We start from the raw sequence: 14,905 nt of genomic DNA on the forward strand, positions 1-14,905 counted from the left end.
ACGGATTAGAAGTTCAAATTCAGACCCAAGATGAATGATATTGGACGTGGATAGAGGTTGTTATCAATACCATTGAATACCTCTGGATCAAGTCCCTTATACTTTGTAAGACAGAAGACATTGTTCACTGTACCATAAACGCGGCCAGAGATTCCATTCCATTTACCCTGTTTGAGGAGGTTAGCGAAGCTGTAACCAAGGGTAATATTATCCATCTTTAAGAATGAAGCATTCCGTACCCAGTAGTCAGTCTGTATAGACTTTGTCTCTGTGGTGAGCCAGTTATCAGCCAAGACATCCGATGGACGGTTTACAAGATACTTGCCCTTTGAGAACAATTCAGAGTTTGACATGTTAGCAACACTTGCGAAAGCATCATTGTAAACATAGTTACCAAGACTTGCACGGAGTGCGAAACCGAGATCCCAATTACGATACTCAAAGCGAGAAGCAAAGCCCATTGTTACAGGAGCAGCAGGTGCCTTATAATAGTACTTATCAGCATCTGTGATCTTACCATCACGGTTGCGGTCAACAACCACACCTTCTATTGGCTTACCACTCTTATCATATACCTGTTGGAATACGTGGAAGGAGTTGACAGCGTTACCTACATGCTGTGCCTGAATGTTACCACCTGTACCAGCAGAGATACCACCTGTTGGAACGAAGTAGTTCGCATCATTGCCACCGTTAAGATTAGTAATCTTATTATAATTATAGGTGAAGTTGTAATCCATTGTCCAGTTGAATAGCTTGGTATTAACGGCTAACCAGTGGATACTTGCTTCAACACCTGTGTTAAACATAGAGCCGATGTTGCTCATAACCTGATTACGGAAATTAGATCCAGCAGATACAGTTGCACTGTTAAGGAGGTCACTTGTCTTACGATAGTACCAATCAACTGTACCGCTAAGACGCTGCTTGAGGATACCCCAATCTAGACCAATATTATAAGAGGTGGTCGTCTCCCACTTCAGATTCGGATCGAATGCCTTTGGTCGAGCTAACGTACCATCACCATAGACTGGATAGTAAGACTCGCTACCAGTATTCATCTCATAAACGGCGAAATAGTTATAATCTCCGATACCTTCTTGCTGACCAGTCATACCCCAGCTAAGGCGCAACTTCAAGTCAGACAACCAATCAATCTGCTTCAACATATTCTCCTCATTCATACGCCAAGCGAATGCGAATGAAGGGAATACAGCCCAGTGATCTCTGAAACGAGATGATCCATCATCACGAACAGTAGCAGTTACCATATAGCGACCATCCATCAATGACCAGTTAGCACGACCGAAGAAAGATACGAGGTAATTCTCTGTCGCATAGTCATACTTCGTACGATTGCGCTCTTTACCGGCAAGTGTTGCATCGTTATTGGTCTTTGGGAAGAAGCTCCAATACGAGTTGTGCGTATTATGCCAGAAGTGTGCCCACTCATAACCAGCCATGATATCAAAGTGATTCTTAGCCTTGTCGTTGAAGTCATGGTAGTATTGAGCGTAAGCAGAAAGCTGCATATTGCGCTTCAACTGGGATTCCCAACCATGTGAACCATAGTAAATAGCCTGTGGAGAAGCAGGATCAATATCTTTAGTCTGACGTCCTTTGGCAATATCAATACCAGCAGTAACGTGTAAACGGAGGTCTTCGAAACCATGTACCTTATAGTCTACATCAGCACTACCTAAGAAGTCGCGACTAATGGCGCGTTCGTTCCTTAAATTGAGGATAGACACTGGATTCTTAGTAGCCAATGAGAAGTAAGTCTGTGGCCAAGTAGGGTCATTGAGCGCAGTACCATCGTCCAACCACTGATAATAACCTCCGAAATTATCAAATCCATTTGCACGAACAGGCTGAGTTGGGTCGAACTGGCGTGCAGCCTTTATCGCTTCACCATCGGCATAGCGGTTCTTTGTCCACATACCCTTTGCATTCAACGTCAACTTCAAATGGTCATTCAAGAGAGAAGGACTCAATGTCAAAGCACCAGTAAAACGCTCGAAGTTAGAGGTCTTAATGATACCCTGCTGATTTGTATAGCCTGCACTTACACGATAAGGAAGCCAGTTTGCGGCTTGACCCGATACAGCAACGTTATGATCATGACTAAATGCTGTGCGGAAGATCTCGTCTTGCCAGTTAGTATTTGCCTTACCCAAACGAGCATAAGCAGTAGGAACTTGGTTACCATTAGAGTCCAGTGTGTACAATGCCGTACCGAACTTCTCTGTTATAAGTTTACGATATTCATCAGCCGACAAAACGTCTAGATTCTTTGATTTTGTACTAACAGTAAAGCTTCCATTATAAGATATCTGTGTTCCACGACGCCCCTTCTTTGTTGTAATGATGATAACACCATTTGAGCCACGAGATCCATAGATTGCTGTCGCAGAAGCGTCTTTCAAGACGTTAAATGATTCAATGTCTTGTGGATTGACAAGCGACAATGGGTTGGTGACACCCTTAACACCAGTTTGGTCCATAGCCACACCATCGATAACAATCAATGGATTGTTAGATGCGTTCAAAGACGAACCTCCACGAATACGGATAGTAGAACCAGCACCTGGAGTACCTCCATCATTCGTTACACTCACACCAGCAACTTTACCAGAGAGCATATCCTGTGCATTAACAACAAGTCCTTTATTCTTCCCATCAGGCTTCAGAGCTGTTACAGAACCTGTTAAGTCGCTCTTTTTAACGGCTCCGTATCCAATAACAACAACTTCATTCATCTGTTGAGCTTGGTCATCCTTCAACGTAATGACCATACCATTGGATGCAGCAACCTGCTGTTTCTGATAACCAATGTAAGAGATTGTAAGTGTAGCACCAGGTTGTACATTGACAGAGAAGTTACCATCAAGATCCGTTACAGTACCATTTGAAGTTCCATTAATTAGAACTGAGGCACCAATAACAGGCTCACCTGAAGCATCTTTCACCTGTCCTGTGACAGTAGTAGATTGTGCAAAAGCACTGACTGAAAGGCAGAGACCAGCGAAGAGCCCCATCACCTTAACAGGAAACTTGCATTTTACCTGCTTCATCTTTTTGTTAATTAAAGTGTTATAAATTGATTAAAGTATATATGTTCAGCATCATCAAGGTCGGTTAATAGCCGATTTTGAGAGGTTAGTAAGTGCAAAGTTAAATGAGAAAGATTACTTTCACACTTTTTGGGTATTAAATATGTTATTTAAACTGTGCAAACGTTTGCACATATAAAAAGGCTATAAATAAATTGACATAAGTCAAATGATTTGTGAAAAATGTGTATATTTGCGCTACAGAAGTAAATATATAAGGATAAAGGAATCTATTAATTCGGATGAACAATCAGTCCAGCATAACAATGAAAGATATAGCCCGAGACTTAGGAGTATCGGTTGCTACTGTCTCTCGCGCACTAAAAGATAGCCCAAGAATATCGGCTGAGAAGCGTGAAGAGATTAAGAGTTATGCGCGCGAACACAACTTCTTTCCCAATATCATAGCTGAGAGTTTGCGCAAAAGCAAGGTTCAACCATTAAAGATAATAGGCGTGATTATCCCTCAATTGTCGCATTTCTATTTCTCATCCATCCTCTCTGGTATAGAGGAGGAGGCATCTGCTAGAGGCTATCAACTGATGGTTGCTCAAAGTAAAGAGAAGTATGAGAACGAGGTAAGGATATGTAAAGCCTTCCACGAGAACAAGGTTTGCGGCATTATCGTGTCTCAGGCGAAGAATACAACGAAGTATGATCACTTCCAAAAGCTCATCCATCAAGGGCTACCTCTTGTATTCTTCGATCGTATCAGCACTGGAGTCAATGCCAGTAGAGTTGTCGTTGATGATTATATGGGGGCATATGCAGCTGTATCACACCTTATAGATACAGGTTGTAAAAACATCGCTTATTATGGTACGTCATTAACCATGGAGATTGGTAAAAACCGATATAATGGTTATAAAGATGCCCTCTTGAAGCATGGAATGAAGCCTGATGAGCACTTGATAAGAACCTGTGACAATCGTGCAGATGCTGAGTCAATAACCCCTGATGTAATGTCTTTGTCCAATCCCCCTGATGCTTTCTTCGCTGTCAATGATGATACAGCAATAGGCATACTCTACTCTTGTAAACGTATGGGTTATCGTGTACCAGAAGATATATCTATCTGTGGTTTCACAAATGGAGAGCGTGCCATTGCCTGTGATCCGATGTTAACAACAGTGGAACAACGTGGTATGCGTGTAGGCGAAGAGGCTGCTAATATTCTCATAGACCAGGTGGAAGGAGTGATACCTAAGACTCGTATCGAAAAGAGAATAATACGTACAAGATTGATAATAAGAGGTACAACTAGATAAGAAAACAAAGTCTGCCTTCAAAAGATACTCCTTTGGAGCTATTAAAGAGGCCCTATAAAGAATATAAGTAATGAAACAAAAACCTAATTTAAGTTTCTGGCAGCTATGGAATCTGAGCTTCGGTTTCTTTGGAGTTCAGATTGCCTATGCACTTCAAAGTGCTAACATCTCTCGTATCTTTGCGACACTTGGAGCTGATCCACATAAGCTCAGCTACTTTTGGATACTCCCTCCTCTAATGGGTATCGTCGTGCAACCCATCGTTGGAACCCTATCCGACAAAACGTGGACACGCTTCGGTCGACGCATACCTTACCTATTTATAGGAGCAGCTGTTGCTGTATTAGTCATGTGTCTATTGCCTAATGCAGGGTCATTAGGTATGGCTGTATCCACAGCAATGGTCTTTGGTTTGCTTTCATTGATGTTCCTTGATACCAGTATCAACATGGCAATGCAACCTTTCAAGATGCTTGTTGGAGACATGGTTAACGAGAAACAAAAGACACTCGCCTACTCTATTCAATCGTTCCTATGCAACGCTGGCTCCATTGCTGGTTATATCTTCCCCTTCTTATTCACCTTCCTTGGTATTTCAAACCAAGCTCCTTTAGGTGTAATCCCCGACTCCGTTGTTTATTCTTTCTATATTGGTGCGGCCATACTCATCCTTTGCGTCATCTATACTACAGCTAAGGTCAAAGAGATGCCACCAAAGGTATATGCCGAATATCATAGTTTGAAAACACCAGAAAACGAACAGAAGACGGGTTGGATGACCTTATTAAAGAATGCACCAGCCACTTTCTGGAAGGTAGGAGTAGTTCAATTCTTCTGTTGGTTCGCCTTTATGTATATGTGGACATACACGAATGGCACAGTTGCAGCAAACTGTTGGAACGTCGATATGCTTGCACATGATGCCACAACAACGGCAGGTTATCAAGAAGCTGGTAACTGGGTAGGTATCCTCTTCGCAATACAAGCTATTGGATCAGTCGTTTGGGCAACTATTCTCCCACAATTCAAGAATCGCAAGTTAGCCTATGCTCTATCGCTCATTCTCGGTGGTATCGGTTTTGTCATGGCGGCTTATATACACAACCAGTACGTTATGTTCATTCCATTCATCCTCATTGGATGTGCATGGGCAGCAATGCTTGCCATGCCTTTCACCTTTGTTACAAACGCACTGGAGGGTTATGGGCACATGGGAGCATACTTAGGTCTCTTCAACGGAACGATTTGTATTCCACAAATCATTGCAGCTGCTATTGGTGGTTTACTACTTCAGTTAGTCGGTCCTGAGCAGAGTCACATGATGATTGTCGCTGGTATAGCCTTAGTATTAGGTGCTATCTCAGTGGGAGTCATCAAGGAGCATAAAGCAAGTGAATAGATAAATACATTACTTTTTTATAACTCTCTCTAAATCGAAAAGGCGTATCGGGAAGCGTTCCGATATGCCTTTTTACTTTGTAATAACTATAGCGAAGAAACAAAGAGAGCCTTTCCTTAAATTAAGAAGAGCCTTTCCTCAATGCAAGGAAAGGCTCTTCTTGATACAAGGGAACGCCCTCTTATAATGTAAAAATCTCTTTCTTGTGCCTATGCCTATTTGTGTTTCCTCTATTATTGGATATTACATCAAGGATTGTAAGGCTCTTGAAAGGATGATACAATTACTTAATTCTATCCAACATTGTCTGTGGAATCTTTGGCATTGCACCATCTTGCGTGCATACATACGCACTGACATCCACTGCTAACTTATGAGCATCTGGAAGAGGCATACCTGCAAGGATAGCTGAAGTAAAGGCACCCGTAAAGGAATCACCTGCACCAACGGTATCAGCAACCTCTACCGATGGGGTTTCTTGGAACGACTTGAGGTTTGGTGCAAAGACATACGAGCCGTTAACACCACAAGTCAGCACAAGCATATCAAGATTGTACTTTCCTAAAAGCAGCCAACACTTGTTCTCAATATCAAGACCTGGATAACCAAAGAGACGACCGATAGTAACAAGTTCCTCATCATTAATCTTGAGGATATTGGCATGCTGAAGCGAATTAGTGATAATCTCCTTTGTATAGAAGTTCTGACGAAGATTGATATCGAATATCTTGAGACAATCCTTTGGCGTTGTTTCAAGGAATTTCTGTATTGTCTGGCGGCTTACACTACTACGCTGTGCGAGTGAACCAAAGCATACCGCACGACAGTTCTTGGCTGCTTCTTCAATCTCAGGAGTAAACGGTATGTTATCCCAAGCTACCCCCTCTTTGATATCATAAGTAGGTATACCTTCACTGTCGAGTTCCACCTGCACCGTTCCTGTCTGATAATCGACCTCCGGCATCAAGTAGTTTACGCCTTTTTTATCGAATTCATCGAGTGTTTCCTTACCCAAAGCATCATTTCCGACAGCACTAATAGCCAACGAATCATGCCCAAACTGTCCTGTATGATAAGCAAAGTTTGCAGGTGCGCCACCCAACTTTCTACCTTCAGGAAGACAATCCCACAATGCCTCTCCGAGGCCAACAATTAACTGTTTCATATCTGTTTTATTTATTATTCATTTTTGGAATATACGAAAAAAGATAGAGTACACCTATCGCCATTACAATAACAGCTCCCACTTGACCGAACCCATCGCTGGCAAATCCCATCAAGAGAGGGAAGATAGTACCACCGAAAAGTCCCATAATCATCAATCCACTCACTTCATTCTGCTTGTCGGGAACACTCTGTAAAGCACGTGCAAAGACCATTGAGAAGACATTACTATTACCATAACCGACAAGAGCAATCGCTACAAAAAGTACGGTCTTTGACGTTCCTACAGCCATTCCACACATAGCAAGTGCCATCATCGTAACCGAAATAATAAAGAAAACCTTATTATTCATCACACGAAGGAAGAACGAACCTGTAAGACATCCAATAGTACGGAAGATAAAGTAGAGGGATGTAGCAAAAGCCGCATCATTCAATGACATTCCTAAACGCTCTATCAGAATCTTTGGTGCCGTGGTGTTTGTACCAACATCAATACCAACGTGACACATAATACCTAAGAAACTAAGCAACACAATAGGTTTACCCAATAGGCTGAAACATTCTGTAAAAGAGCTTGCTTTGCCTTCAATAGGTTCTTCTTCTATAGGCGTTGAGAAGAGTAACAGCGTAGCAAGTGTGCCTATAATCAAATAAATTGGGAAAAGAACACGCCATCCAAGACCAAAGGCAGGAATGCTTGCCTGCGCTCCCCATATAGCGAGATAAGGAGCCATAAAAGACGCTATTGCCTTAACAAACTGTCCGAAAGTAAGTGTTGACGCCAAATTTCCACCTTTCATCACCGTTGAAACGAGCGGATTCAACGATGTTTGCATCAAAGCATTGCCTATTCCAAGCAATGAGAATGAAACAAGCATCAAACCATAGGACTCACCGAATATCGGTAAAAGCAGGGAGAACAAGGTAACAATAAGACTAATAAGAACCGTTTTCTTGCGTCCAATCTTATTCATCAACATACCAGTCGGTACGGAAAAGATAAGGAACCAAAAGAAAACAAGGGACGGAAAAACATTTGCAGTTGAATCCGACAGTTGCAAATCGTTCTTTACATAATTGGAGGCAATACCCACCAAATCAACGAAGCCCATCGCAAAGAAGCAAAGCATTACGGGCAGTAGTGCGAGTTTATTGGTTTTCGACATAATCTTTAAATTTTTAGTTTGTGTAGTTCTACTATTTTAATTATACTTGCAAAGTTACTTTTTTACGAAGAAAGAAACCTTGAAATTCCGTTCATTAATATCAACAAATATATCTCTAACAAGATTACATATAATTAATAGACAGAATTAGTATTTTTTCTTTTATTACTTTTGATCCTTCAATTCATAAATCTTTACTTTGCATCCCTTTACTATTATCTTATCATAAGGCTTTGACGGAAAAACGAGGTTAGTCATTGCTACTTTACCTTCAGTATCAAAAGCTTCAATACTACAACGGTCTATAAATATTTGCATTGATTTAATAACACCATTAGTTGGAGCTACCGTCTTAGCCTTAAAGTCACTATGAAAATCAGTAACACCACTCTCTGTACGATCCATACTGAAAGTAGCATTCTTTCCATCATAAACCATAGTAACTCGTTCTCCCTTGTCATTACTTAACACTATAGAAGCATTACTCTTAATATTGGTCACTTCTATATAAGCAGCAGATTGGAGGCGTCCAGACGGTTTCTTCTCAAAGGCAGCAAAGACTTCAGGTGATGGCTTTACGCTAACATAATCTTCCCCATTGTAACTATAAAGCCCCAAGTCTCTTGGCAAACCATTGGCTGAACGGAACTGCTGTGTAGGTACTTGATTAGCATACTGCCAGTTACTCATCCATGGAAGAACGACAATTCTACCATCAGGAGCGTTACTGAACGATACGGTTGCATAGTGATCTTTTCCATAATCCATCCACTTTGTCACCTCAGGTTTTGATTCGCAAGTGAATTTATGACCATCAAATGAGCCTACAAAGTATTGAGTTGCACTACCACCAAAGGGACCCCCAGGGTTAATGTTACAGATAAGCACCCACTTATCTCCCATCTTCAAGAGGTCAGGACACTCCCAAACACCTCCATGATTACCATATCCCTCTCCAAAAGAACTTTCATACTTCCAGTCTTTCAAGTTCTTTGAGCTATATATATTCATCTGCTGTCCTGCTGCAAGAATAAGATTCCATTGCTTCACTTCTTCATTCCAAAAGACATTAGGATCACGGAAGTCAGGTACATCACTTGTAAGAATTGGGTTGTTTACATACTTCTTAAAAGTCTCACCATTATCCGTACTATATGCAATACTTTGTGTTTGCGCAGCTCCTGCAGAAGTGTAAAAAGCAACAACAGCATCCTTTCCAAACCCTGCGGTATTTTCTTTATCAACGACACTACTACCACTGAAAATAGTTCCAAGTGCATCTGGTTGTATCACTTCTCCATGATTTTTCCAGTGTATGAGGTCTGTAGAGGTACTATGCGCCCACGTCATATTCTCCCACTGCGAACCATAAGGGTTATACTGATAGTATAAATGCCATACACCATCTTTGTAGAACATACCATTAGGATCGTTCATCCAGCCATAGACTGGAGTATGGTGATAGATAGAACGGAACTTTTCACGATTCTTGGAATCAAACACATTTGTTGCTTTTATATCTTTCCAGCAAGCAAAATTATTGATTAAACCGATACTACGCTTATCTCCTAAGAACTGGATATCAAGCAATACATCACCACCATATTCACTGACATTAAGTGGCACATTATAATCAGTCTTGTTTATAGCAAGCTTACAATTGAATTCTTTTACAACTTGATTATCTTTGATAACGCGAATATGTGCATAACCTTCTTCCTCCTCTACAGGAAGAAGAATATACTTATCTGCAGTTTTCACACGCTTCATAGCATGATTTGAACTTAAGAATGTTTGCGCATGCATAAATGTTGTAGTTATAAAAAGGCAAATAGCCAATAATTTAATCTTTCTACTCATTATAGGTTGATTCATTATATTTTTAGTTTCAGATAGACAAAGATAGACATTTTATTGATAAGTTAGAAAGAGTAGTCGCCCATTCAATGATATTATTTGCGATAACAAGCAATTTCTCACAGAATGAACGACTATCTCTTTTATTCTATCTTTAGTGAAGAAAGGGTTTAAATTCTTAATACTGACTTACAGTGAGATTACTGATGGTGATATTACCTCCATAATTATTGATACTCCAACAGTTCTTCTGTACTTCGTAAATACGATTGGTATAGCAACATACATCATTAATATACATTACGGCTATACTATTGTCCGTATAGATAGTGACATGATAGACATTGTCGGTTGGTCGAGCGAAGTTGTAGCCATCAATACCATTTATGAAACCACGACCCGCAGAACCTTCTTCCTCAAAGTTTATCTTACGTGTCTGTTCATTTTCAGGATTTACCACCAAAGAATAATACTTCTCAGAATCTGTGCCACGTACGAATGAAACACCAAACTTATCCCAGTTATTAGAAGTTGTTATCGTGAAGGAAATTTTATTGTGATAGCCAAGACGATTGAAAAGTAGGTAAGAATCACCAGAAAGCTTATAGCCATCAGTTACATTCTCAACACCATTATCACTCTTTGCCATAACCTTTACTTCTTGTTTTTTGCCGTATTTATCGCTAATCCCTTTTACTTCTCCTAAGGTAAGACTACCATCAGCGTGTTGTATGAGACGGTGGACAACAAGGTTGCCAGCCCACTCAGGTTCATTAGGAGCAGCACCAACAGCAGCATTATCCTTGCCTGGACGTGTTGGACACCATCCCCAAATATAGCGATTCTGACCATCACTCGCAGTTTTACCTGCATAGAAACCACGACTATCTAAGAATCCCTCATGTCCATCAGGCCATAAACCAGCATCATTCTGTGTACAAGCCTTGAGTTCATTAAGAGTCTTACCTTTGAAATACTGCACACGACGGATAGCTGAATGCTTTTCACTATAAACAAGATACCACCAATCACCCATCTTGAACACATCAGGACATTCATAGAATCGGTCCCACATCATGGTCATAAACGTTCCGGCATGGGTCCACGTCTTAAGATCATCTGATGTAAACTCAGCCAAATGACCTTTACTTCCCTTTAGAGTAGAAACAAGCATGTGCCATTTATTATCGTCACCTTTGAAGACAAAGGGGTCACGGAAGTCATCTTTACTATATCCGTAATCATCACCTTTCAAGCGGAAAACACGATTCTTAGTCCATGTTTTGAAGTCGGATGATGTTGCCATCATCACCATCTCACCATTATTAGTAGAATTTGTTTGATATCTATGACCTGTATAGAAGGTATAATATAATCCGTCAGCATCATTATAAACGGTAGAACCTGTACCCAGTGCCGCATCCTGCTCATTGATACCACCACAATGAATCAACTCTCCAAGTGATTGGTAGTTGGCTCCATCTGATGTTTCTACAGCCCAGATAGGATGATAAGTACCCGCCTGATTAGGACGAAAGTCCTGTAAATACATAACTTTAAAATTCTTTGTTTTAGGATCAAAGAAAGGCATTGGGTCTCCAACAAATCCAACAGTTGGCTTATAAAAGGTAGCTTGCCCCATTTCATCTGTAGACTTGAAATAAGTTGTTGTATTCCAATCTTTTTCCTCTATCATGGTCTTATCATCGCTACAGCTCATTAGTGAGGCTGATAAAGATGCGATGAGAGCGAGAGAATATATCATAGTTCTCATATCAATTATACTTTATTTAATGATTCATTAGATAGTTGAATGCGTTCTGTGTCATCTTAGCAATGTTATTGTGGTAGTAAGCAGGAACGTCATCAATACTGTACCAGTCATAACATCCAGAGCCAATACAGAGAATCTTGCCCTTTGTTCCAGTTGCAGGGAATTCCCATGCAACGACAGCACCATCACCACCATAAGCCAAATCTTGTGCTCCAGTCTCTGTACGCCATTTATTTAAGTTATCATATCCACCCCAATCGGTACCAATATGCCACTGAGCAGTTGAATTGGTGATACGGTAATTTGCATCACACGTATAAATAGAATTAGGCTCACCACTCTTCATTATAAGATTTTGGAAAAGAGGATGACTCGTATGCCCTTGAATAAAGAAGTTCCAAGGACCACTTACTTTCTCAGCATCAGCTTCGTTCTGCCCCCAACAATTATTTGGAGCAGCATTGTTTGCTACTGCGCCAATCTCAGCTGGCATGTTTGTTGCATATCGAGTGAAGAGGAAAGAACCACCATTATTATAATAGTCTCTTAAGGCAACTGCTGCATTGACAGCCTCAGGCGCACTTCTTTCGAAAGCTTCTTTTCCATCTACTCCTCCATCCTTATGATAATGCCACCATATCACTTTACACTCGCTAAGATCTACTGTGCCATTCTTAATATCAGTAAATGATGCATATAATGAATTTGGAATATTCTGAAGCATCCACTTACAAGCAGTTAATTCCTCTGAATTGAGTTCATTCATCGAAGCAGGCAAGCTAACAAAGACTGCAGTAGGCTTACCAATAGCTGTTACTTTTACAGTATATATTGCAGAAGCAGTATTATTGGTAACTGTGAATGTAACAGGATTAGAGAAGTCCGTTGCAATACCATTAGATGGACTAACCGTCGCATTTGTACTCAAACCTATTGTAGGGATTAGAGAATGGAGGTCAAGCGTATTTGGCACATAGACAGAAATTGTCTTATTCGCTTCATCAATAACACCATTATATGTTCCATTAATCTTAAAAGAAGTAATCTTTGCCTCATCTCTCAACACATTGATAGTCCAATCAAGGAAGACGTCACCATTCTTAACACTGAGCACCTGAGCCGTAAGCATATTAAGTTTGTCACCCTCTTTGAAATTACAGATGGCGCCAGCACTTACCTTAAGTGTGCTAACGGTCATATTTGTAACATCGTAAGTCTCAGGGACACGCACAGTGATTGTACGTGAAGCCTGATCTACGACACCTTTATAATTATCCAATACGATAGAATCGACTGAACATAATCCGTTTAATTGCAGATCAGAAATATTATTCTCGTCGCTGCAGCTACCTAATGCAAAGAAAGCAATAAGCGCAATGAATATTGTTGTTATATTTGTTTTCATACTTTACCACTGACCAATATTTTGTTTATAATGTCCGTTTGAAGCAGCTATTTGTGCATATGGAATAGGCAAATACTCATTCTTATTTTTAGTGAAGTGAGCACTACTATAGATAGAACAGTCATTAGCTTCTTCTGCATAATACTTGTTGAGTATGCGTTCTGCCTCTCCCCATCTTACAAGGTCAAAGAATCTTTCAGATTCCATACCCATCTCTATACGACGCTCCATTTTAACAATATCAAGCGCCTCTACCTGACTGTAGGTTCCAGTATATGGCATAACATTCATTCTCACACCATAATCACTCTGATAATTGCTGATAGCACTTGTACTTTGTTTAGCACGATTACGGATTTGATTGATGATATTGATTGCTTCGTTAATACGACCATCGTTTAATTGAATCAAAGCTTCTGCACGCTCAAGCAGAACATCAGCATAACGGAAGACAATACGATTCTCTGATGTACCCCACCATGCACCTTTCTTCAGATAAGGACTTTCTGGGTCTACATTCTGCTTTAAAGTTACATAATAGCCATACAATCCATTACTTCTACTCCATGTAGCAGTCCTATCCATCATGAACTTAGAGTTAAATTCATAAGGCAAACCAGGAATACCAATGGTAAGGAATAAGCGTGGGTCAGCATAATCTGTTGCTTTATTATAGTCTTGATTGTTAAATGTACCGATATATGGATGTCCATTAGCATCTGTACGATAAGCATTAACAAGATTTTGACTTGGCTTATAAAAATCACATCCTCCATCTGTTACACCAGGAATATTTGGAACAATCAGTCCATAACTCCAGTTGAGATTACCATTCTTAGTTCCATCATTGATAGAATATTGCATTGCCCAAAGACTTTCCTTTCCATTCTCGAACTGTGGTTCTGGTCTAAAGTTATTATGGAAATCACTCTCTAAGCCATAGCCTCCAGCAGCATAAATAGATGGATCACTAAACTGAACAGCTTTCAAAAGATCGTCTTTTGATATACTTGTAACTTCATTCGTGTTCTCATTATCTTGATGATAAGCCTTATACATATACACCTTCGTAAGGAAAGCTGCAGCTGATGCTTTTGTTGGTCGTCCCTTGTCTGCTTGATGAACAGGAAGGTTATTGTAAGATTCCATCAAGTCATCAATAATAACTTGCCAACCTTGATCATTCGTATATTCACGATTAGAAAGCATGTTATATTGCTCTGACTTAAGATTAGGGTCTACAACAAAAGGTATATTCTTATACAAACGCTTTAACAAAAAGTGTCCATATGCACGCAGGAACTTCATCTCAGCCAAACGTTCATCCTTTCGAGGGTAGACAGTACTATTGACTTGTTCAAGAAGAGCTATTGCCGTGTTGGCACGTGATATACAATTGTATAATCTTTGCCACATATCGCTGATATTCCAGTTTGTGGTCAAGACTCCTTGTTCTATTTCAAGTTGATGGAACACATCTCCATCACTTGTTCCATTACCGCCTTTATAGGCATCATCACTGCGGACATCATAATTCCACATTGAAAACGAAGAATTGATATCTTCTGCTGAAATAAATATGGCATAAGCTGATGTTACGAGTTCATCAACATGATTAGCCTCCTTTACTTGCTCATCACTTAGTGTTGCCTGTGGAGTATGTTCATCCAAGAAGTCTGAACAACTTGTCATACTAAGGGTAGCGAGCACAAGTGCTGAATATATTATTTTTTTCATATTATATAGTCAGATGATA

General features: G+C 40.2%; 9 protein-coding genes. 2 read left to right on the top strand and 7 right to left on the bottom strand.

The features are described 5' to 3' along the window. Nucleotides 1–5: 5 nt before the first annotated feature. The gene (locus tag F0475_RS00430) at nucleotides 6–3,074 is read right to left on the bottom strand and encodes a SusC/RagA family TonB-linked outer membrane protein (protein WP_155714917.1); all 3,069 of its coding nucleotides are present in this window, start codon (nucleotides 3,072–3,074) and stop codon (nucleotides 6–8) included. A gap of 281 nt (nucleotides 3,075–3,355) precedes the next feature. Between F0475_RS00430 and F0475_RS00435 the strand changes: the two genes are divergently transcribed. Continuing rightward, entirely contained in the window at nucleotides 3,356–4,381 is a 1,026-nt protein-coding gene (locus F0475_RS00435; protein ID WP_155714918.1) for a LacI family DNA-binding transcriptional regulator, read from the top strand. Between the two features lie 70 nt (nucleotides 4,382–4,451). Continuing rightward, entirely contained in the window at nucleotides 4,452–5,780 is a 1,329-nt protein-coding gene (locus F0475_RS00440; protein WP_155714919.1) for an MFS transporter, read from the top strand. Between the two features lie 283 nt (nucleotides 5,781–6,063). Here F0475_RS00440 and F0475_RS00445 read toward each other — a convergent pair whose 3' ends face one another. From F0475_RS00445 to F0475_RS00470, 6 genes are all read right to left on the bottom strand, one after another. Then, nucleotides 6,064–6,945, bottom strand: coding sequence for a carbohydrate kinase family protein (locus F0475_RS00445; protein ID WP_155714920.1), 882 nt, complete (start codon nucleotides 6,943–6,945; stop codon nucleotides 6,064–6,066). Between the two features lie 7 nt (nucleotides 6,946–6,952). Further along, complete coding sequence (locus tag F0475_RS00450) at nucleotides 6,953–8,113, bottom strand: MFS transporter (RefSeq protein ID WP_155714921.1); 1,161 nt, start codon at nucleotides 8,111–8,113, stop codon at nucleotides 6,953–6,955. A 165-nt stretch (nucleotides 8,114–8,278) separates the two neighbouring features. Next, nucleotides 8,279–9,973, bottom strand: coding sequence for a DUF4980 domain-containing protein (locus F0475_RS00455; RefSeq protein WP_155714922.1), 1,695 nt, complete (start codon nucleotides 9,971–9,973; stop codon nucleotides 8,279–8,281). A 175-nt stretch (nucleotides 9,974–10,148) separates the two neighbouring features. Continuing rightward, entirely contained in the window at nucleotides 10,149–11,744 is a 1,596-nt protein-coding gene (locus F0475_RS00460) for a glycoside hydrolase family 32 protein (protein WP_155714923.1), read from the bottom strand. Between the two features lie 16 nt (nucleotides 11,745–11,760). Further along, a complete protein-coding gene (locus F0475_RS00465; RefSeq protein ID WP_155714924.1) occupies nucleotides 11,761–13,149 on the bottom strand; it encodes a DUF4960 domain-containing protein in 1,389 nt (462 codons plus the stop codon). A 3-nt stretch (nucleotides 13,150–13,152) separates the two neighbouring features. Further along, the gene (locus F0475_RS00470) at nucleotides 13,153–14,886 is read right to left on the bottom strand and encodes a RagB/SusD family nutrient uptake outer membrane protein (RefSeq protein ID WP_155714925.1); all 1,734 of its coding nucleotides are present in this window, start codon (nucleotides 14,884–14,886) and stop codon (nucleotides 13,153–13,155) included. Nucleotides 14,887–14,905 lie beyond the last annotated feature (19 nt).

This window comes from Prevotella vespertina, from assembly GCF_009728485.1.
Lineage (GTDB): Bacteria > Bacteroidota > Bacteroidia > Bacteroidales > Bacteroidaceae > Prevotella > Prevotella vespertina.

Excerpts from the sequence above, each read along its gene's own strand:
- F0475_RS00465 (WP_155714924.1), bottom strand. The coding sequence starts at position 13,149 with ATGAAAACAAATATAACAACAATATTCATTGCGCTTATTGCTTTCTTT.
- F0475_RS00445 (WP_155714920.1), bottom strand. The coding sequence starts at position 6,945 with ATGAAACAGTTAATTGTTGGCCTCGGAGAGGCATTGTGGGATTGTCTT.
- F0475_RS00440 (WP_155714919.1), top strand. The coding sequence starts at position 4,452 with ATGAAACAAAAACCTAATTTAAGTTTCTGGCAGCTATGGAATCTGAGC.
- F0475_RS00430 (WP_155714917.1), bottom strand. The coding sequence starts at position 3,074 with ATGAAGCAGGTAAAATGCAAGTTTCCTGTTAAGGTGATGGGGCTCTTC.
- F0475_RS00455 (WP_155714922.1), bottom strand. The coding sequence starts at position 9,973 with ATGAGTAGAAAGATTAAATTATTGGCTATTTGCCTTTTTATAACTACA.
- F0475_RS00470 (WP_155714925.1), bottom strand. The coding sequence starts at position 14,886 with ATGAAAAAAATAATATATTCAGCACTTGTGCTCGCTACCCTTAGTATG.
- F0475_RS00460 (WP_155714923.1), bottom strand. The coding sequence starts at position 11,744 with ATGAGAACTATGATATATTCTCTCGCTCTCATCGCATCTTTATCAGCC.
- F0475_RS00435 (WP_155714918.1), top strand. The coding sequence starts at position 3,356 with ATGAACAATCAGTCCAGCATAACAATGAAAGATATAGCCCGAGACTTA.
- F0475_RS00450 (WP_155714921.1), bottom strand. The coding sequence starts at position 8,113 with ATGTCGAAAACCAATAAACTCGCACTACTGCCCGTAATGCTTTGCTTC.